The organism is Sphingomonas cynarae (assembly GCF_039537815.1).
Taxonomy (GTDB): domain Bacteria; phylum Pseudomonadota; class Alphaproteobacteria; order Sphingomonadales; family Sphingomonadaceae; genus Sphingomonas; species Sphingomonas cynarae.
Window position 1 is genome coordinate 642,533 of sequence record NZ_BAABBF010000002.1, and the last position, 18,206, is coordinate 660,738.

The 18,206-nt window shown below is 68.1% G+C and carries 23 protein-coding genes; 12 read left to right on the plus strand and 11 right to left on the minus strand.

Going from position 1 to position 18,206, the window contains the following annotated elements; genetic code table 11:
* Positions 1–9: 9 nt before the first annotated feature.
* Positions 10–1,713: a putative bifunctional diguanylate cyclase/phosphodiesterase gene (locus tag ABD719_RS06250; RefSeq protein ID WP_344692498.1), complete on the plus strand. Its 1,704-nt coding sequence runs from the start codon at positions 10–12 to the stop codon at positions 1,711–1,713.
* On the opposite strand, the gene ABD719_RS06255 is transcribed toward ABD719_RS06250, so the two are convergent.
* The 4 genes from ABD719_RS06255 to ABD719_RS06270 are packed head-to-tail and all read right to left on the minus strand — an operon-like array spanning position 1,623 to position 4,558.
* Complete coding sequence (locus ABD719_RS06255; RefSeq protein WP_344692499.1) at positions 1,623–2,852, minus strand: CCA tRNA nucleotidyltransferase; 1,230 nt, start codon at positions 2,850–2,852, stop codon at positions 1,623–1,625. The two genes, ABD719_RS06250 and ABD719_RS06255, sit on opposite strands and share 91 nt — an antisense overlap.
* Positions 2,843–3,433, minus strand: a complete 591-nt coding sequence (locus ABD719_RS06260; protein ID WP_344692500.1) for a CoA pyrophosphatase — start codon at positions 3,431–3,433, stop codon at positions 2,843–2,845. Before ABD719_RS06260 ends, ABD719_RS06255 begins: the two co-directional genes overlap by 10 nt.
* Positions 3,430–3,993 (minus strand): DUF1285 domain-containing protein, encoded by a 564-nt coding sequence (locus ABD719_RS06265; RefSeq protein WP_344692501.1) that lies wholly within the window; start codon positions 3,991–3,993, stop codon positions 3,430–3,432. The genes ABD719_RS06260 and ABD719_RS06265 overlap by 4 nt, the downstream gene beginning before the upstream one ends.
* Positions 3,994–4,045: 52 nt before the next feature.
* The gene (locus ABD719_RS06270; RefSeq protein ID WP_344692502.1) at positions 4,046–4,558 is read right to left on the minus strand and encodes a GNAT family N-acetyltransferase; all 513 of its coding nucleotides are present in this window, start codon (positions 4,556–4,558) and stop codon (positions 4,046–4,048) included.
* 103 nt (positions 4,559–4,661) lie between these two features.
* Here ABD719_RS06270 and ABD719_RS06275 point away from each other — a divergent pair, with 103 nt between their 5' ends.
* Together ABD719_RS06275 and ABD719_RS06280 are read left to right on the plus strand one after the other, a co-directional pair.
* Positions 4,662–5,033 carry a dihydroneopterin aldolase gene (locus ABD719_RS06275; RefSeq protein WP_344692503.1) on the plus strand — a complete coding sequence of 124 codons (372 nt, stop codon included), beginning with the start codon at positions 4,662–4,664 and terminating at the stop codon, positions 5,031–5,033.
* Entirely contained in the window at positions 5,030–5,338 is a 309-nt protein-coding gene (locus tag ABD719_RS06280; RefSeq protein WP_344692504.1) for a Rossmann fold domain-containing protein, read from the plus strand. The genes ABD719_RS06275 and ABD719_RS06280 overlap by 4 nt, the downstream gene beginning before the upstream one ends.
* On the opposite strand, the gene ABD719_RS06285 is transcribed toward ABD719_RS06280, so the two are convergent.
* Complete coding sequence (locus ABD719_RS06285) at positions 5,322–6,233, minus strand: hypothetical protein (protein ID WP_425567116.1); 912 nt, start codon at positions 6,231–6,233, stop codon at positions 5,322–5,324. The genes ABD719_RS06280 and ABD719_RS06285 overlap by 17 nt on opposite strands.
* A gap of 212 nt (positions 6,234–6,445) precedes the next feature.
* On the opposite strand from ABD719_RS06285, the gene ABD719_RS06290 reads away from it, so the two are divergent.
* The 9 genes from ABD719_RS06290 to ABD719_RS06330 all read left to right on the plus strand — a co-directional run bounded on the left by ABD719_RS06290 (position 6,446) and on the right by ABD719_RS06330 (position 13,068).
* Entirely contained in the window at positions 6,446–7,123 is a 678-nt protein-coding gene (locus ABD719_RS06290; protein ID WP_192126177.1) for an energy transducer TonB, read from the plus strand.
* 70 nt (positions 7,124–7,193) lie between these two features.
* Positions 7,194–7,997 (plus strand): MotA/TolQ/ExbB proton channel family protein, encoded by an 804-nt coding sequence (locus ABD719_RS06295; protein ID WP_344692505.1) that lies wholly within the window; start codon positions 7,194–7,196, stop codon positions 7,995–7,997.
* 88 nt (positions 7,998–8,085) lie between these two features.
* Positions 8,086–8,565, plus strand: coding sequence for an ExbD/TolR family protein (locus ABD719_RS06300; RefSeq protein WP_344692506.1), 480 nt, complete (start codon positions 8,086–8,088; stop codon positions 8,563–8,565).
* Between the two features lie 33 nt (positions 8,566–8,598).
* Positions 8,599–9,024, plus strand: coding sequence for an ExbD/TolR family protein (locus tag ABD719_RS06305; RefSeq protein ID WP_344692507.1), 426 nt, complete (start codon positions 8,599–8,601; stop codon positions 9,022–9,024).
* A gap of 187 nt (positions 9,025–9,211) precedes the next feature.
* Positions 9,212–9,559 carry a tetratricopeptide repeat protein gene (locus ABD719_RS06310; RefSeq protein ID WP_344692508.1) on the plus strand — a complete coding sequence of 116 codons (348 nt, stop codon included), beginning with the start codon at positions 9,212–9,214 and terminating at the stop codon, positions 9,557–9,559.
* Between the two features lie 358 nt (positions 9,560–9,917).
* Positions 9,918–10,916 carry a quinolinate synthase NadA gene (gene nadA / locus ABD719_RS06315; protein ID WP_344692509.1) on the plus strand — a complete coding sequence of 333 codons (999 nt, stop codon included), beginning with the start codon at positions 9,918–9,920 and terminating at the stop codon, positions 10,914–10,916.
* Between the two features lie 112 nt (positions 10,917–11,028).
* Positions 11,029–11,904: a carboxylating nicotinate-nucleotide diphosphorylase gene (nadC, locus tag ABD719_RS06320; protein ID WP_344692510.1), complete on the plus strand. Its 876-nt coding sequence runs from the start codon at positions 11,029–11,031 to the stop codon at positions 11,902–11,904.
* A gap of 52 nt (positions 11,905–11,956) precedes the next feature.
* Positions 11,957–12,352 (plus strand): hypothetical protein, encoded by a 396-nt coding sequence (locus ABD719_RS06325; RefSeq protein ID WP_344692511.1) that lies wholly within the window; start codon positions 11,957–11,959, stop codon positions 12,350–12,352.
* Positions 12,352–13,068 (plus strand): ribonuclease T2 family protein, encoded by a 717-nt coding sequence (locus ABD719_RS06330; RefSeq protein WP_344692512.1) that lies wholly within the window; start codon positions 12,352–12,354, stop codon positions 13,066–13,068. Before ABD719_RS06325 ends, ABD719_RS06330 begins: the two co-directional genes overlap by 1 nt.
* 3 nt (positions 13,069–13,071) lie before the next feature.
* Here ABD719_RS06330 and ABD719_RS06335 read toward each other — a convergent pair whose 3' ends face one another.
* The 6 genes from ABD719_RS06335 to ABD719_RS06360 all read right to left on the minus strand — a co-directional run bounded on the left by ABD719_RS06335 (position 13,072) and on the right by ABD719_RS06360 (position 18,198).
* A complete protein-coding gene (locus tag ABD719_RS06335; RefSeq protein WP_344692513.1) occupies positions 13,072–13,476 on the minus strand; it encodes a DUF4112 domain-containing protein in 405 nt (134 codons plus the stop codon).
* A 6-nt stretch (positions 13,477–13,482) separates the two neighbouring features.
* Positions 13,483–14,934: an ABC transporter substrate-binding protein gene (locus tag ABD719_RS06340; RefSeq protein ID WP_344692514.1), complete on the minus strand. Its 1,452-nt coding sequence runs from the start codon at positions 14,932–14,934 to the stop codon at positions 13,483–13,485.
* 43 nt (positions 14,935–14,977) lie between these two features.
* On the minus strand, positions 14,978–15,757 hold the full coding sequence (locus tag ABD719_RS06345) for a nucleotidyltransferase family protein (RefSeq protein WP_344692515.1): 780 nt from the start codon (positions 15,755–15,757) through the stop codon (positions 14,978–14,980).
* Entirely contained in the window at positions 15,754–16,632 is an 879-nt protein-coding gene (locus ABD719_RS06350; protein ID WP_344692516.1) for a hypothetical protein, read from the minus strand. Before ABD719_RS06350 ends, ABD719_RS06345 begins: the two co-directional genes overlap by 4 nt.
* Entirely contained in the window at positions 16,629–17,654 is a 1,026-nt protein-coding gene (locus tag ABD719_RS06355) for a diacylglycerol/lipid kinase family protein (RefSeq protein ID WP_344692517.1), read from the minus strand. The genes ABD719_RS06350 and ABD719_RS06355 overlap by 4 nt, the downstream gene beginning before the upstream one ends.
* Before the next feature lie 76 nt (positions 17,655–17,730).
* Positions 17,731–18,198, minus strand: coding sequence for a DUF2141 domain-containing protein (locus tag ABD719_RS06360; protein ID WP_344692518.1), 468 nt, complete (start codon positions 18,196–18,198; stop codon positions 17,731–17,733).
* Between the last annotated feature and the right edge of the window lie 8 nt (positions 18,199–18,206).

The following is an 18,206-nucleotide window of genomic DNA, read 5'->3' on the forward strand; positions in this document are numbered from 1 at the left end:
AGCGGGGTCATGGCCAGTGCCTCCCTCGACGATCCCGTCCCGCCGGGTGTCCCCCTGGCATGGCTGGCGTCCTGTCTGGACCTGATGCCGGTACCGGTGCTCGAACTGTCGCGCGGCGATGATGCGGGGGGCTGGACGATCACCGCGGCCAACCGCGCCTGCCGGGCGGCGGGTCTGGACATGGCGGCGGCGGGGCCGACGATGATGGCCGCGCTGCTGCCCTATCTCGACCGGCTGACCCACTCGGAACGGCTGCATTGCGATTTCGACTGGCGAATGGGCGAGGCGATCGACTGCCGTTACTACCGCATCACGATCGCGCGCGGCTCGCCCGTGGAACGAAGCAACTTCCTGCTCACGCTGATCGACCAAACCTCGCAACATCATACCGAACGCAGCCTGCGCCGCGAGATGACCAGCGACAGCCTGACCGGCCTGCCCAACCGCGAAGGGTTCGGTGATCTGGTCGAGGCGGTGTCCGACGACCGGGCACGCTATGCCGTCCTCGTCGTCGATCTCGCCCGGTTCGGACGGATCAATGCCTGTCTCGGCAGCCTCGCCGGGGATGAATTGCTCATCACCGTCGCCCGCCGGATGAAGGGCGCGTTGCGGGCGCGTGACACGCTGGCCCGGATCGGCGGCGACGAATTCGGCATCCTGCTGACGATCGACGAATCGCGGGAGGAAGCGGACGAACTGGGCGAGCGGATCCGGCGCACGCTCAGCGCGCCGTTCCGGCTGACCGATCTGGAAATCAGCGTCGATTGTGCGGTCGGTATCGCCTTCGGCGCGGACAGCGACGACCCCGACGACCTGATCCGCCACGCCCAGCTCGCGACCAAGCGGTGCAAGGGGAGCGGCCGGATCGAAACCCACCAGACCCATATCTTCGCCGAGGCACGCAGCCAGTTCGCGATGGAAACCGCGCTGCGCCACGCGATCGAGCAGCGCCGCCTGCGTCTCGCCTATCAACCAATCTGTGATCTGGCGACCGGGGCGATCGCCTCGTTCGAGGCGCTGGCCCGCTGGACCGATGTGGACGGGACCGAGCATAGCCCGGTGTCGTTCATCCCGGTCGCGGAGGAATCGGGGTTGATCGTTCCCCTCGGTCGCTGGGCGATCGACGAGGCGGCACGGACGCTGGCCGACTGGGACCGGCAGGCGGGCGGCCATTGCGGGGCGCGACTGGCGGTGAACCTGTCGGCGATCCAGATGCAGCGTGATATCGTCGCCCCCGTGGTGGGCGATGCGCTGCGGCGCCATGGTCTGACCGGCGACCGGTTTTCACTGGAGCTCACCGAAAGCGCGATCGTCTCCGATCCCGATCGCGTCGCCCAGACGATGCACGCGCTGAAGGCGCTGGGCTGCAAGCTGGCGATGGACGATTTCGGGACCGGCTATTCGAACCTCGCCTATCTGCAGAGCCTGCCGATCGATATCCTGAAGATCGACCGTTCGTTCGTGACCGGGATGCTGGCCGATCGCGACAAGGTGGCGATCGTGCGGGCGATCCTGTCGCTGGCGCAGGCGCTGGGGATGCAGACCACCGCCGAAGGGGTGGAGACGACCGAACTCAGCCAGACGCTTGCGGCGCTGGGCTGCACCAACGGCCAGGGTTATTTCTACGCCAGGCCGCTGGAATCCGACGCAGCGCTCGCGATGCTGCTGGCGTCGCGCCCGGCAACCTCATCGGCGATCGCCGCGACCCGCTGATCGTCGGGGAAGCCTTCCGCGATCCAGCGCGTCTCGACCGCCCGCAGCGCCGCCGCCACGTCCGGCCCCCGGCCCAGCCCGCGCGCAACCAGCGCACCGCCGCCGATCGGCAATCGCGGTGGCGTCCATCCAAGGACCGGTGCCGGATCGTCCCCCGCCAGCAACAGCCGGTCGATCGCTCCTTCCACGCCATGGCGATAGGCGAGCGCCTGCGGCCCTTCGTCCCCCGAACCCGCGGTCGCGGCAATCAACCGCTTGCGATGCGCGTTGGACAGTTTCAGCCGCGCCCCGACCGGCTCCGCCGCCCCCGGCGGCACCAGCGCGGCGAGTCGGCGAACCGGATCGGCGGCAACGCCCGCTGCCGCTTCCCGCGTCGCCAGTGCCGCCAGCCGATCCGCCCCCGCCCCGTCGATCTCCGGCAGCACCGCCGCCAGGATGCCGCGCTCGACCATCAGCGCGATCACCGTCACCGCGCCCGGCGCGACGAGCAATTTCAGCAATTCGCTCGCGATCCGTTCGCGCGACAGGGCCATCAGATCGTTGGCGCGCGCGGTGCAGGCGTCCAGCCCCTCGGCATCGATCGCGGTGCCGAACCGGGCATGGAAGCGGAAGAAGCGCAGGATGCGCAGATGATCCTCGGCGATCCGTTGCAAGGCGGAGCCGATGAAGCGGACACGACCGGCCGCCAGATCGGCCAGTCCGTCGAAATAATCGTCGATCCGGCCGGTCACGGGATCGGCGTAGAGCGCGTTCATCGTGAAATCGCGGCGGGCGGCATCCTCGCGCCAGTCGTCGGTGAAGGCGACCTCGGCATGACGGCCATCGGTGGCGACATCGCGGCGCAGCGTCGTCACCTCGACCGGGCCGTCGGGCAGCACCGCGGTGATGGTGCCATGCGCCAGCCCGGTCGGCACTGCCCGGATCGCCGCCGCGCGCAGCCGCGCCAGCACTTCCTCGGGAGGATGGCGGGTGGCGATGTCGACATCGGCGACATCCAGCCCCAGCAGCGTATCGCGCACCGCGCCGCCCACGAACCGCGCCCCCCCCGATTCAGCGCCCGGTCCGGCACCCAGCGCCTCTGCCAGCGTCGCCAGCCCTTCGCGATGGCGCCACGCGGCGTCGGGCAGGATCAGGTCCATGCCAGCCGCCGCGACAGGTTGACCAGCATCGCCGCGGTCGCCCCCCAGATGCGCCGCCCCTGCCAGGGTATCTCGACGAACCGTCGTTCCTCGCCCCGCCACACGCCGCGGCCGGGGTGGTGATGAAGGGGGTCGAGCAGGAAGCCCAGCGGCACCTCGAACACGCTCGCCACTTCCGCCTCGGCAGGGACGAGCGGCAGGTCGGGCGGGATCACCCCCAGCACGGGCGTGATCTCGAATCCGGAACCGGTGCGATAGCGATCGACCGCGCCGACCAGCGTCACCATGGCGCGGGGCAGGGCGATCTCCTCCTCCGCCTCGCGCAACGCCGCATCGACCGCGGTTTCGCCGGGATCGACCCGGCCGCCGGGAAAGGCGACCTGCCCGGCATGGTGGCGGAGCGTGTCGGTGCGCTGCGTCAGGATGACGCCGGGATCGGCACGGTCGGTGATCGCGACCAGCACCGCCGCCGCGGTCCACGGCCCCGCCGGTTCACTCGCCAGATCGGCGAAGTCACCCGTGGTCAGGTCACCCGATGGCGGCCGCGCCAGCGCCGCCCCCAGCCGCTCGACCAGCGTCATGCCGCCGCGACGGGGAAGAAGACTCCGTCGCTCCATACCCCTGGCACCGGCCCGTCGCCGGCCAGCGCCAGATCGGCCAGTTCGTAATAGACCGGGCGGGCGACCAGCGCCTCCAGCCCGCCGCGCACGTGCAGATAGGGGCGGGGCGCATCGGCCTCCCCCGCGAATCGCAGCGGATGAGCCTCCCCGGCGGTGACGAGATCGCCTGTGTTGAGCTGGAAGGCCAGGCGCATCGTGTTGCCGCTGCCCTCCACCTTCATCGCGGTGGCGACGAACGGCGCGTCCTCTACCTCGATCGCCAGCTTCTCGATCGGGGTGACCAGTACGTGACCGCCATCGGGTTCACGCCGCAGCACGGTGGAGAACAGCCGCACCATCGCCGGGCGGCCGATCGGCGAGCCCTGATGGAACCAGGTACCGTCGCGCGCGATCCGCATCTCGCTGTCGCCGCAATGCGCCGGATTCCACTGGTCGACCGGCGGCAGCCGGCGTTGCTCGACCAGCCGGACGATCTCCGGCAGGCTCAGGGCGGCGAGATCGGGCAACGGCTCCATCGGCATGATCCGGGCGGTAGGCGGGGAAGCCGCCCCCGTAAAGCCTTCGCCGCAAAGCCTATCGTGGCCCCAGCATCCCGGCGGCATCGGGCACCCGTTCGCCCCGCGCCAGCAACCGGTGCCGCTCGACCGGGCCGGGCAGCCGCCACCGCCCGGTGCGCGCCGCCGAAAAGCCGAAGAAGCGGGCATAATATTCCGGGTCGCCGATCAGCATCATCGCACCGTCCAGCCCCAGCGTCGCCGCCGCCTCCAGCGCCGCCTCGGTCAGCCGCCGGCCGATCCCGCCCTGCTGCCGATCCGGGTCGACCGCCACCGGCCCCAGCATCACCAGCGGATGGACGACGCCGTCATCTCCGGCCAGCGCGATCGGCCAGCACTGAATCGACCCGATCGGCATTCGGTCGCCATCGAGCGCGACGAAACCCAGCCCCTCGATCGCCTGCGCGGCGCCCCGCACCAGATAGGCGGTGCGACCATGGCGGGCCGGCCCGAACGCGCGGTCCAGCAATGCCTCCACCACGGGCAGATGCTCCGGGCGGAGCGGCGCGATCGTCGTGGCGGCCGTCAGCATGATCGATCCTCGGAAAGGCGCGGGCGCTGTAGCGGGGATGGCCGGCAACGCAAGTCCGGGTCATGGGGTTTCGCGACGCCGCCGGTCTGGTAGAGGGCGAGGCATGACCGATCGCCTCCAGCTCGAAGTCCATGACATCGAGGTTCCCATTCTCACCGGCATCTATTCCGAAGAGACGCATCTGCCGCAGCCGCTGCGCATCTCGCTGACGGTGGACATGCGGTGTCCCGACCGGTTCACACCGGATACGCCGTTGTCCGCGTCGAAAAATTATCTCGACCTGAAACATGCCGCTTCCACGGCCTTGCCGGCCGGCGTCCATTTCACGCTGGTCGAGGCGGTGGCGGAGCATATCTGCGATACGCTATTCCTGCAGGATGAGCGTGTGCTGGCGGTGACGGTGAAGATCGTCAAGCTGGCGATCGCGGAGGCCGGCGAATCGATCGGCATCACCCTGATCCGCCACCGGCGGTGATCGCCGCCGCCGGCCCGGCGGGTGTCGTGCCCGCCCCGGTCGTGCTGGAACCGGGCGACGACGCGGTCGAACTGATCCGTGCCCTGTCCGGCGACTCGGCGGTGGTCGTGATCCGGCCGGGCCGCAATCCGACCGCGCTGGCGCTGGCCCGTGCGGCGGTGGTGGCGCTGGCGCTGGAACGGGCGCCGATGCGGATCAACGCGGTAGAGCCGGGCGCCACTACCGACGTCGCCGCCATTGCCGGGGCGGTCGGCTATCTGGCCTCGGCTCCGGCGGTGACCGGGCAGGTCATGGTGCTGCGCTGACCGTGGCCGCGCCGCCGCGACGACGGTCGCACGGGCCCAGCTGCGCCAGCACGAATCCGTAATCCTCCCGCGCGATCGCGGCATTGGCCGGATCGAGCTGTGCCGTCGCGGCATCGGGCAGGGCGGCAGGCAGGCCGCAGGCCAGTCGATACCATAGCAGCGTATCCTTTGCCGGCGGCCCTGCAGCCTCGTCGACGATCTCGCTCAGCGCGACCGCCCAGCGCGGCTGTTCACCGGGGCGGCGAAGGATAGACAGCGATACCGGTCGTCCGCCCGCCGCGATCACGAATATCTGGGTCTCGCCTTCGCCGGGCAGCGCGCCGGGGACGTGGAAGGCATTACCGATGCCGGTGATTGCGGGCGGCGCGTCGTTTGCCACCACGGCGCGGGCGATGGCGCGGATCTGGCCGTCGATCGCGGGCGACCAGGGCAGCATTGCATCGGGCGCAGACAACTGAACCTGACCAGCGAGATTGGCGACCGGCCGCGCGAACAACAGTACACGCGCCTTTTTCAGCTTCGGTGCACGGCCGCGCGCATCGGTCGGCGTATCGAGAAGGTAGCCGATCCGGGGCGGCAGCCCCGCCTGACCGCGGACGAGCGCGGTGACGTCCGCCTCTACATACAGCCGCTGGCGGTCCGCCGCCACGCCGGCCGCCTCCGCGCCCTTGATCCGCGTGGTGGACCGGATCGTCGCGTCGGCGATCACCGGACTGGCGAGCGTCAGGTCGACCAGGTCGGCATAGGTCGGCCCGGCGGGACTCGGAATGGCGGGATCGACCGCGGCGGAAGCAGGGCGCGAATCCGGCGATTGTGTGGCGGACGCGAAGGCGGGCGGCGCGATTCCGACGATCGCGGGCAGGGTGCAAAGCAGCAGGCGGCGCATCATTTCCATAGTTCCTCTGCTACCGCAAAAAGCCCTGAACGACATAGAATTATCCAACGTTGGCACGCCTGTGCGTTTGTTGCGCTGACAAAGCGTTTGCGTGGCGATGCAGCGGACGTTAGGAATTCGGTCAGCTGTTGCCGGACGCCCCCTTCGAAACGGACCTTCGTGTCCGATTTGTGGCGGCCTTCCGGTGCGGAAATTGGGAGTGTCGTTGCTGAATGGCCTACGTTGACCAGAAGATGAGCAGTGGCAAGGTGGTCGCGATCGTGATCGTCGCGCTCATCCATGCCGTGCTTGGTTACGCCTTCGTCACCGGTCTTGCGTACCAGTACGTGAAGAAGGTGACGACTGATCTCAACACCTTCGACGTCGAGCCGCCGCCGCCGCCGCCGCCGCCGGACGAGCCGCCGCCGCCGCCGCCTGATCAGCCGAACCTGCCGCCGCCGCCGACCACGGTCGTCGTGCCGCCGCCGATCATCGCGTCGCCGGTGCCTGCGCCGCCGATCAACACGTCGTCGATCATCCCGCCGTCGCAGCCCACGGCGCCGCCGGCTCCGCCTGCGCCGCCCGCTCCACCCGCGCCTCCCGCGCCCGTGGTCAGCAAGGCTGCTGGTGCGAAGGGTAATCCGGCCGAGTGGATTTCCACCGACGATTATCCGCCGAGCTCGCTGCGTGCCGAGGAAGAAGGCACCACCGGCATCGCCTGGGACATCAATGCCCAGGGCCGTGTGGAGAATTGCCGCGTGACCTCGTCGAGCGGTTCCGCCGCACTCGACCGGGCGGCATGCCAGGCGATCACCCGTCGCGGCCGCTACTCGCCGGCACTCGATCAGTCGGGCAATCCCATGCGGTCGAGTTCGTCGCGCCGCGTGACGTGGAAAATGCCTGCCCAGTGATGCGCACGGCGCAATTCGCGCCGTGCCACCACCCCATATTCTACCGATTTAGCCAGAGGATCTCGCTACCATGTTCACCACCATTCTCGCCGCAGGCGGCGCGGCCGCAGGCGCCGATGCCAACCCGTATGGCCTCGCCGCCGCGCTTCGCGAAGGCGGACTGATTTCGCAGTCCGTGTTCGCGATCCTGGTGCTGATGTCGATCGTGTCGTTCTACATCCTGTTCTCGAAGCTGTTCGAGCAGCAGAAGATCATGAACCAGGCCAAGCGCGTCCGTCAGGGCTTCTGGCAGTCCAACTCGCTGCGCGAGGGTTCGGCCAAGCTTGAGAAGAACTCGGCCTACAAGCAGGTCGTCGACGATGGTCTGGCTGCGCAGGAGCAGCACACGCGGCTGACCGATCCGGTCGAGGCGCATGACTGGCTGCACGGCTCGCTGGCGCGTTCGGAAGCGGCGATCAACTCGAAGCTGGGCGGCGGTCTCGCCTTCCTTGCGACGGTCGGTTCGGTCTCGCCGTTCATCGGTCTGTTCGGTACGGTTATCGGCATCTATCGCGCGCTCGTGAAGATCGGCGCTTCGGGTCAGGCATCGATCGACAAGGTCGCAGGTCCGGTCGGCGAAGCGCTGATCATGACCGCGCTCGGCCTTGTCGTCGCGGTTCCGGCCGTGCTGTCGTACAACTGGCTGCAGCGTCGCAACAAGGCGATTGCAGAGGACCTGTCGGCCTTCTCGAACGACGTGCTGGGCTTCTTGGCCTCGAACGGTGCGGTCCGTCCGGTCGCGCCGTCGGTCGGCACGGCCAAGCCTGCGCCCGTGAAGGCGACGGCAACGACGACCACCGCCGGCCAGACCGGTGGCGTCCAGACCCGCGTATGACGACCGGACGTGGGGCCGCCGCGGTGGCGGCCCCACGCGCTCGCTGGCGGCGTTCGCCGGCGATCATCCAGCATAGGATTGCCACGATATGGCGATGAGCGTTGGTGGAGATTCCACCGAGAAATCGATATCGGACATCAATACGACGCCGCTGGTCGACGTCATGCTGGTGCTCCTGATCATCTTCCTGGTGACGACGACCGTCGCGGTCCAGGCGGTGCAATTGAAGCTCCCCGAGGTCAAATTCGATCCGACCCAGACCAAGCCCGAGAACGTCTCGCTGGCGGTGACGACCAATGCGGACGGTAGCTGCGCGGTGTATTGGAACCTCACACCTGTCACCTCGACCGAGCTGCTCGATCGCGGTGTGGCCAAGCTGCGGACCGAGATCGATCGCCAGGGTGGCGTGAACGCCGCGGGGCTCGAACTGCCCGAGGTGCATATTCGCGGCGACGTGAACACGCCGTACAAGTGCATCGGCGGCACCATCTATACCATGCAGCGCGCCGGCTTTGCCCGCGTCGGCTTCATTTCCGAGCCGCCCCCCGGCGGCACCTCTGAACGCTGACGGTCGCTCGGACGTATTTAGGAGTAGCATGCAATGGCAATGAGCGGTGGCAAAGAAGATGGCGACCCGATGATGGAAATGAACATGACGCCGTTGATCGACGTCCTGCTCGTTCTCCTCATCATGTTCATCATCACCATCCCGATCCAGACCCACGCGGTGAAGGTCGATCTGCCGCAGAATTCGCAGAACAAGCCGAACCCGGTGAATGCGGAAAAGAACAAGATTACGATCAACGCCGCTGGTGAAGTGGCCTGGAATGGTGCGCCGGTGACCGAGGTTACCTTGCGGCAGTATCTGGACCAGTCCGCCAGCATGAACCCCGAGCCCGAACTCCACTTCCAGCCCGCACCGGATGCGCGTTACGAAGCGGTGGATCGCACGCTGGCGCAGATCAAGCGCTCTGCGATCACCAAGCTCGGCTTCATCGGCAACGAGCAGTATCGTAACGATTTCTGATCGCTGGTTCGATCGGTAGAACAGGAAAGGGCGGTCCTTCGGGGCCGCCCTTTTTCGTTGTGCTGCCACCGTCGCTGGACCGCGTCCCTTCACCATAACAAACCGCTTGCCTGACCGTCACGGAAGTGACACCATCCCGTCACAAAACTGAAACATCGAACAGACGGTGTAGCTGACAGGAGACAGGATGATGCGTGTGCCCTTGATCGCATTGGCGGTAGCCATGGTGGCGACGCCGGCCTTGGCCGGGGACCGGCTGGGTCACGAACAGATCGCGGCGGGCGATCTTCACGGTGCGGAAGCGACGCTGGTGGCGGAGCGCCGTATCTACCCACGCCGGCCCGAACTGATGCTCAACCTTGCCGTGGTCTACCAGCAGACCGGGCGGACCACGGCGGCACAGGATCTCTACCGGCAGGTACTGGACCGGCCCAACGTCTCGCTCCTGACGCCTTCCGGTATCGCCTTGTCGTCCCATGCCATTGCCGAGCGCAGCATGGCGCGTCTTGCGCCGACTACGTTGGCGACACGCTAAGGTTTGACGCTTTCAGACCGGATAGCGACGTCATGGGCGTCGATATCCGGTCATGACGTCCAACCCGCCACGATGGTTCACAGGCGTGGTGTAGGTACCGCCTTTTGAAGCAGGCGGCGACGACGGCCATCATTCGATCCGATAGGATCGTGGCGTATGAGAAGCGGGGTTCCCATGCGGCCGGACCCTTGGAACGACGGTTTGCCAGCGACCTGGTATGCGACGCCGGACCGCGGCGGCCGTCATCGTCACAGATATGCATCGCCTGTCATTCTTCCGAAGACGAACCGTGCCGGCCTGATCCGGTCGATACGGAAATACTGGACGATTTCGGCCAGCGGCCTACATCATCGCCGTGATGACTTACCATGACAAGCTATCCGGCATCGACCTGCGCAGCGAGATCGATCGGCTCCGCAAGGAACGCAACGCGGTGATTCTGGCACATTATTATCAAAAGCCCGAATTGCAGGACATCGCGGATTTCGTCGGCGACAGCCTGGATCTCAGCCGCAAGGCGCAGGCGACCGAGGCGGACGTGATCGCGTTCTGCGGTGTCCGCTTCATGGCGGAGACGGCCAAGATACTGTCTCCACAAAAGATCGTGATCCTGCCCGACATGGATGCCGGCTGCTCGCTGGAAGACAGCTGCCCCCCCGATCAATTCGCCGCATTCCGCGCCGCGCATCCCGATCACATCGCGCTGACGTACATCAATTGCTCGGCCGAGGTGAAGGCGCTGTCCGACGTGATCGTCACTTCGTCATCGGCGGAGGCGATTCTCGCCAAAATCCCGCTCGATCAGAAGATCATCTTCGGCCCCGATCGCAATCTGGGCGGCTATCTGGCGCGCAAGACCGGTCGCGACATGCTGCTCTGGCCCGGCGTATGTATCGTGCACGAGGCATTTTCCGAAACGGAACTGCTGAAGCTGCGCACACAGCACCCGGACGCGCCGATCGCCGCACATCCCGAATGCCCGGCGGTGATCCTCGATCATGCCGATTATGTCGGCTCGACGCGTGGCATTCTCGAATATGCCAATGCGATGCCGGGCGATACGCTGATCGTGGCGACCGAGCCACACATCATCCATCAGATGGAAAAGGCGATGCCGCACAAGCGCTTCATCGGCGCGCCGGGGGCGGATGGGAACTGCAACTGCAACATCTGCCCGTATATGGCGCTCAACACGATGGAGAAGCTGTACGTGGCGCTCCGCGATCTGGAACCGCGGATCGAGATGGAGGAAGGGTTGCGGCTGAGGGCCAAGAAAAGCCTCGATGCGATGCTGGCGATGGCGGGCGGCACGGTCGGACAAGGCGATCTGGGCCCGGCCAAGGTGACGGGCGACTGACACCCATGCGAGCCGGCCCGGCTGCGACAGCCACTTGACCGGCTCCCGTCGTCACCGCTTCCGGGGCTGCGACACGGGCCGCCCTGCCAACGAGCCAACGCAGGATATCGCCATGTTTCCTTCCGCCAGCGCCACCGATCATGATGGTTTCGCCCTTTCGGGCTTCGATCTCGATGCGTTCGTAGCCCGCACCCTGGCGGAGGATCTGGGGGATGGGGGCGATGTCACTTCGGCAGCGGTCATCCCGGCGGCGGCACGCTTCACCGGCGTGATGGCTGCGCGCGAGCCGATGGCGGTGGCAGGATTGGCGATCGCGGAGGCATTCTTCCGGGCACTCGATCCGGCGGTGGTGATCGAGCGGCTGGTGCGCGATGGTGACCGGGTGGCGGCGGGTACACCCCTGTTGCACCTGTCGGGTCTGGCACGGGGAATGCTGACCGCGGAACGATGCGCGCTCAATACCGTGCAGCATCTGTCCGGAGTCGCCACCCTGACCGCATCCTATGTCGATGCGATCCAGGGCACGGGCGCGACATTGCTCGACACGCGCAAGACCATTCCCGGCCTGCGCGTGCTGGAGAAATATGCGACGCGGATGGGCGGCGCCGACAATCACCGCATGGGTCTGTGGGATGCGGCGATGATCAAGGACAATCATGTCGCGGTCGCAGGCGGGATCGGTGAGGCGGTGGCGCAGGCGGTGCGTGCCGGGATCGCGCGGATCATCGTCGAAGTCGACCGGATCGATCAGATCGAGCCGGCACTGGCGGCTGGGGCGACGCACTTGTTGCTCGACAACATGGATGTCGCCACGCTGCAGGATGCGGTCGCGCTGGTCGCCGGACGGGTACCGACCGAGGCGTCCGGGGGCGTCCGGCTCGATACGATCGCGGCGATCGCGGCGACGGGCGTCACCTATGTCAGCGTCGGGCGGCTGACCCAATCCGCGCCAGCGGTGGATATCGGACTGGATTTTACCGCCGCCTGATTGCGCGACGGCAGGGAGCGGCTATCGTCCCGCCGACCAGAAGGGGAAGACGATGCGGCCGAATTCGGTGAAGCTGGGCGAGCAACTCTATGCCGGGTCGATCCTGCTGACGATCGCGCTGGCGATCATCGGCTGGGACGAGGCGGTGGCCACCGGGGGCGTGGTGCTGGCGGCGGTTGTCAATGTCGTGGTGATCGGGATCACGGTCCTGCTGCTGTATCTGACGACGCGGCGGGCCAGCCGCGTGGCGTTGTGGCTGCTGGTGGTGCTCACCGCGATCAACATCGCCGGTTTCCTGTTCCAGGTGGCGGGCGGCGTGGTGGCGCCGGGGCTGTTCGGGGTACTCACGACGGCGCAGACCCTGCTCGGTATCGTCGGCATCGTGCTGCTGTTCCGGCCAGGTGCGCGGGCGTGGTTCGCAGCAACCGTGCCGGAGGAGTTCGCCTGATGCGCCCGTCGTCGATCCTGATCGCGGCGCTGGCCGTGATGGCGCCTGCGGTGGCGAACGGGCAGGCCCTGACCTGCACGGCGCCCGCCACGGCGCCACGGCCCCGGCCCGACCTTCCCTCCGCCAGCCAGCCGCGACGGGTGGTTCCGATCGGCGGCTATACGCTGGCGATCACCTGGGCGCCCCGATATTGTCGTGAGAATGGCGACCGTGCCGCCGCCCGGTTCCAGTGTGCGGCGGGCAATCGCTTCGGCTTCACGCTGCACGGACTGTGGCCCGACGGTATCAGCAAGGAATGGCCGCAATATTGCCAGGTGACGCCGCTGCTGCCGCGGGCCGTGATTGCCGCCAATCTGTGTGCGACACCATCCGCCCAGTTGATGCAGCATGAATGGGCCAAGCACGGCACCTGCATGGCCGGCTATACGCCCCAACGCTATTTCCGGCAGTCGACCACGCTCTATCGTCGGCTGCGCTATCCCGACATGGATGCGCTGTCGCGGCGGCCGCTGACGGCCGGGCGGCTGGCGATCGCGGTCGCCGCTGCCAATCCGGGTGTGACACCGGCGATGATGCGGATCACGGCCGATCGGCAGGGCTGGCTGGACGAAATATGGCTGTGCCTGGACAAGGCGTTTGCCCACGCCCGCTGCCCGGCGCATCAGGGCGGGCTGGCGGACGGTGCGTCGGTCAAGATCTGGCGCGGGCGCCGGTAATCATCAGGCGGCGACGGTCACCGTGCCGGGGTGATGCTTGTCGAGATGCCGGCGGATGATGCGCAGGTTGCGGGTGTTGGAGCGGAAGAAGAAGTCGGCCGTATCGCCGACCAGCGGCACCAGACCGATCAGGGCATCAAAGCCGACATTGCCCATCATCCGCGCGATCTGGAATTTCGACATGCCGAGATTGCGCGCTTCCCACACCAGCCATGTACCCATCAGCGCCGCGGCGGCATCGCCGACCACGGGCACCAGCCCGATCAGGAAATCCAGCCCGAACTGACGGTTGATGCCGGGCAGGGTGAACGTCCGTTCCAGCAGATGTTCCAGCGCCTCGACCCGGCGGCGTACCGCAGCGGCATCGCGGTCGATGGGAAGCTGGTCGAACATCGCGGTCGTCTTCATGGACGATCAGGTGGGATCGGGGCGCAGCCGGTTCAATGGATGCCATGCGCGGGGGTTGGCCTGCCACGCGCTCAGCCGGTTCGTAACCAGCGACCAGCGCAGTGGACGGGCGATCGGAATGAAGCCGGCATCGGCGTTCATCGCGGCATCCGCAGCGGCGAGGCGCACGCCGCGATCCGTGGTCGTCGGGGCGAGCCTGGCTGCCTCCAGCGCCGCTGTCGCCCGTTCCCCACAGGCCATGCAGGCGGTGGCGAGATACCAGCGGGCACTGTCATAAGGGGCGATCGCATCGATCAGGCGCAGGTCGGCGGGATCGTCTGGCCCGGCACGGTCGAGCAGGATGCCGATCCTTCGCCACGCTGCCGCCAATTGCCCGTATAGCAACGTCATTCCCGGCCCCGGCGGCAACGCGATGGCGAGCCGTACCGGCACCGGCGAGAAGGCCGCGACCCGCGCCCGTGCCGCGGCCTGCCGCTGGCCGATGGTCAGCAGGGTCCAGTCGGGCACCTGTGGCGGTGCGGCCGAATCGAGCGCCTCCGGCAGCAGCCGGTCGGTCGCTTCCCAGCCGGGGGCGATCGCGGCGACGATGGTGCCGCGATCGATCGCGGCGGACAGCGCGGTGCGGTTGGCGGGATCGGCCAGGAAGCCGTCGCGCCGAGCGATCGCCAGACCGAACAGCCCCGCCGCCGGGTCACGCCGTACCGACGTGCGCGGCAGATCGATCGTGGCGAGCAGCGGCCAGTCGGCCAGGGTCCCGCCGCTGACCAGATCAGAATTACGCCGGGCGAAGCGGACGACGGCGCGCGCGGCACGCTCACCGATCAGGCTGACATCCTGTTCGGGGCGCAGTTCGCGCTGGTCGTCGGGATCGGCCTGGCCCGGATCGAAGGCGGGGCGCAGCCAGGCGGCGATGCGCCCGTTCGCTGCCGCCCGAACGATCCGCAACGGCCCGCTGCCCGATGGCGGCGACCGTGCGATCAGTGTCATTTCTGGCTGGGCGAACAGCTTCAGCAGGTCCGGGCGGGGCCGGTTCAGGCGGATCTCGATCACCTGCGGGGTCATCACCACGATCTCGTCGATGGCGGTCAGGAAGGGGGCGAGGGGATTGTCCGACGCGGCCAGCCGACGGCGCAGCAGACGCACGATTTCTTGCGCCGTCACCCGCCGGCCGCTGGCCCAATAGGCCTCGCGCAGGCGGAAGATATAGCTGGCCCCGTCGTCCATCACCGTCCAGCGTTCGGCAAGGCCGGGTTCGATCTGCCCGCCGGCATCGAAGCGGACCAGCCCCTGGGCGGTGGCATCCAGCAGCACGCGGGCGGGCAGGCCGGGTACCGTGCCCGGCGGCGGATAGACAGGCGGATCGCCGATCGCGCTGACGACGACCGGCCCCGAATTGGCGCGCCGGTCGCACGCCGTGAGCAGGATCGCGCCCAGCATCAGGACCATCGCCTTCGCCATCATCGCGCCATTCGCTCCCATGATATCGCCGATGGCCGCGCGCTTAGCACGAATGGGGAGAGGAGGGACCCGGTCGATCGACGAGATGGCGAACAAGATCGAGATCGACCGGCTTGTCGACATCGACCGCGGCAAGGCCGAACGGGGTGGCGACGACGGCCGCCTCGACACCAGCCCGGCGGCCGAGATGGCGGATGGCCGTCGCCAGCGTCAGCCGCCCGGTCAGGTAACGCAGCAGCAGACCGGGGCCGAGCCGACGGACGATCCGCCACGGTCGCTTGCGATCCGCCTCCACGTCGCGCCACAGTCCGATCGCGGCGGCGGCCTGTGGCGTGGCCAGCCAGAACAGGTTGCAGCCCGACCATGATCCATCGGCGAAGCGCAGCCATGTCCTTCGCGTGCCGGGCGCCGCAGCCTCCACTTCCGGCCGGCGGGCGAGCAGGGCGGCGACATCGGCTGCAGGGGTATCGGCGATGAAGCGGGCAACCCATTCCGGCTTCAGCAACGCATGGTCGGCGGTGGTGACGAGCAGCGGGGCGCCGAGCACGTCGAACCCACGCGCGACGCTGTCGCTGGGGCCGGCGGCGGGGGGGATGACTTCCAGCCCCAGCCGCATCGCCTCGATCAGTACGGCGGGGTGATCGGCGGATACCGCGATCCGTCCGGCCCCGGCGCCTCGCAACGCGGTGGCGACCCGCGCCAGCAACGTCGTGCCCTGCAACAGGATCATCGCCTTGTGCGGCACGCCAGCATAGGCGGCGACGGGATCGACGACCCCGGCGCGCGACCCGGCGAGGATCAGCGCGGCGAAAGGCGCCGTCATCGTCGCGTCCGCCATATCCGCCAGAACACGCCGGGCGCGGCGAGGATCGGATGGCGTCGCCGCCACGGCGTCATGGGCACGGCGATGCCGGTGTGCCGTTCCACCTTCCATGCGCCATATTCGCCCGCGCCGTCGAACGTCCAGGCCGCCCGGATCAGGCGGACGAGGTTGAGCGGCTTGCCCATCTGGCGGCGGCGGCGCCATGCCGCCCCGATCACCGGACGATCGGACAGGACCGGGACGTAATCGTCACCCTGCCGGTCGAAGGCGATGCCCGCCGCCTGCCAGGCGAGGGGTAGCAGCGCCTCGTACCGACCGGCGCCATGGACGAGAATCTGTTCCTCGCGCCCCGGCTTTTCGACACGGAGTTCGGCGGCATAGGTCTGGCGGAACAGCGCCCGCCAGTAATCCGCCGCGGTGCCGCGTTCCGGCCCCAGCGCCGCCGCGAACCGCGCCGCGGTGATCGAGGCGGCGGCGACGGCGGTGACGACGGTGGCGCGCGTCGCGCCATCCGCGACCCAGACGAGCGCGGCTGGCTGCACGAAGCGGGTCCAGATCGTCGTATCGGCCAGCGTGCCGCCGGCCGCCTGCGCAAAGGTGGTCAGCCGCATCGTCGCGATCTTGGCGCGTAGCGTCTGCCCGTCGATCGTGATCTCCCGATAACCGACACGCGGCCACAGCCCCCGTTCGGGCGGCCCGGCGGTCAACACATAGAAGTCGAGGACACCTTCGGTCGATCCGGTCCGCAGGTTGGACCCATAGAACAGGATCGCCGCGACCCCGGCGGTGGCCAGTCGTTCGGCGATCGCGCGGACATGGCCGGCGACCGGCACGTCGAGCGCGGTCGCGACATACGCGTCGAGCGCGTCGATCACGGAACGACGAAGGAGAGAACCGGCCCCTGGCGCACCGACAGCGTGCCACCGTCGAAATGCTCGCCATCGAGGATGAAGCCGTCATCCAGCGTCACCTCGAAGGAGGCGGCGTCGAGGTGGTGGAAACCCATCCGCGCCATCCAGGGCGACTCCGAACCGGCCAGCAGGGCCGGCGCGGTGATCGGCAGCAGCCGTGGTGGCGCATCGATCGCCAGCAGCTTCATGCCGTCGCGCGGACGCCCGAACGGCTTCAGTCCCAGGGGCAGGCTGCGCAGGGCGGAAGCGAGCAACAGGTAACGCGGGCGCTGGTCCGGATCGCCGCCGCCGGGCAGGCGCAGGCCCATCGAGCTACCTTTGCGCCAGGCGCTGCCCGCGCCGCCGAACATCGTCTGCAACACCGCCCAGCATAGCGCCAGTCCGACCGCCACACCGTTGAACGCCCCGGCGCGGTGGGTGTGCTGGGCCAGTTCCGTCGCCTTCACGAACGCGCCGGCCCCGAACAGGAAACCCCGCAGGGGCCGCGATCCGTCGCTGCGCGCAACCTCCACCGGGCGGCGTTCGACCCGCCGACCCCGGGCCGTCGCCGCCAATGCGTCAGACAGCGTCCAGCCGGTGGGAATGCCGAGATCGATCGCCAATGCGTTCGTCTTGCCGGACGGGATGACGACGATATCGGGCCAGACGCCCTTCCACAGATGTTCGGCGCAGGTCAGCACATCGCGCACCGTCCCGTCGCCACCGTCGATCACCAGCAGATCGATCCGCCGCGCCGCGAACGTCGCCAGCGTCTCCGCCAGTGCGGTGCGGGTGCGCGGTGCGGCGACCAGCACGCTGTCGGCACCGGGAACGCCGGCGGCATATTGCGCGCCACGGTTGAGGTGGCTCTTGGGGTTGCAGACGATGCCGACCTTCAACGGGCCGACCGCAGAGGCCGTCGGCGCCGCCTTGGTCAGGGCGACCGGCAGGGAATCGACGCCGGCAAACAGCAGGGTGGAGGCGGAGTACTGTGAAGACACGTTCACATTTCTATCCTCAACGGATCCGAACCGCTACATATTTGTGACCAACGCCCGTGGCGTCCATGCGCTCCACCGGCCATCAGCGGCGATACCGCATCGTCATGTTCATCGTCGCGCCGCCCGCAGGAACGGCGAATCGCGTCGCCGCGAAGGACGGCAGGCCGATGCTGGTCGGGGCGTCGTTGGAAAAGCCGAACCCCTCCTTCGGCGCGAACAGCGTGCGGTTGAAATCGTGATCGCCGTTCTCGTCATGATATTGCGCCACCGCATAATGGCCGGGGGGTAGCCAGAAGCAGGCCATGGTGACCGGCGCGCGGGCGGGCACGCGCGCGCGCAGCAGCTTGCCGCCCTTGGCCAAAAACCGTCGCTTGTCATCGGGATAGACGGTAAAGGCGACCTCGCCATCCGCACTGTGCAGTCCGGTGGCGCGAACGGTAAGCTTCACGGCACCGGCCGTCGCGGTGCCGGCGCAACTCTGCGTGGCGGCCGGGCTCGCAGCGGCGATCGACGCGACAAGCAGGAACGCAAGAGGATTCGGTCTGGTCATTCGGCACA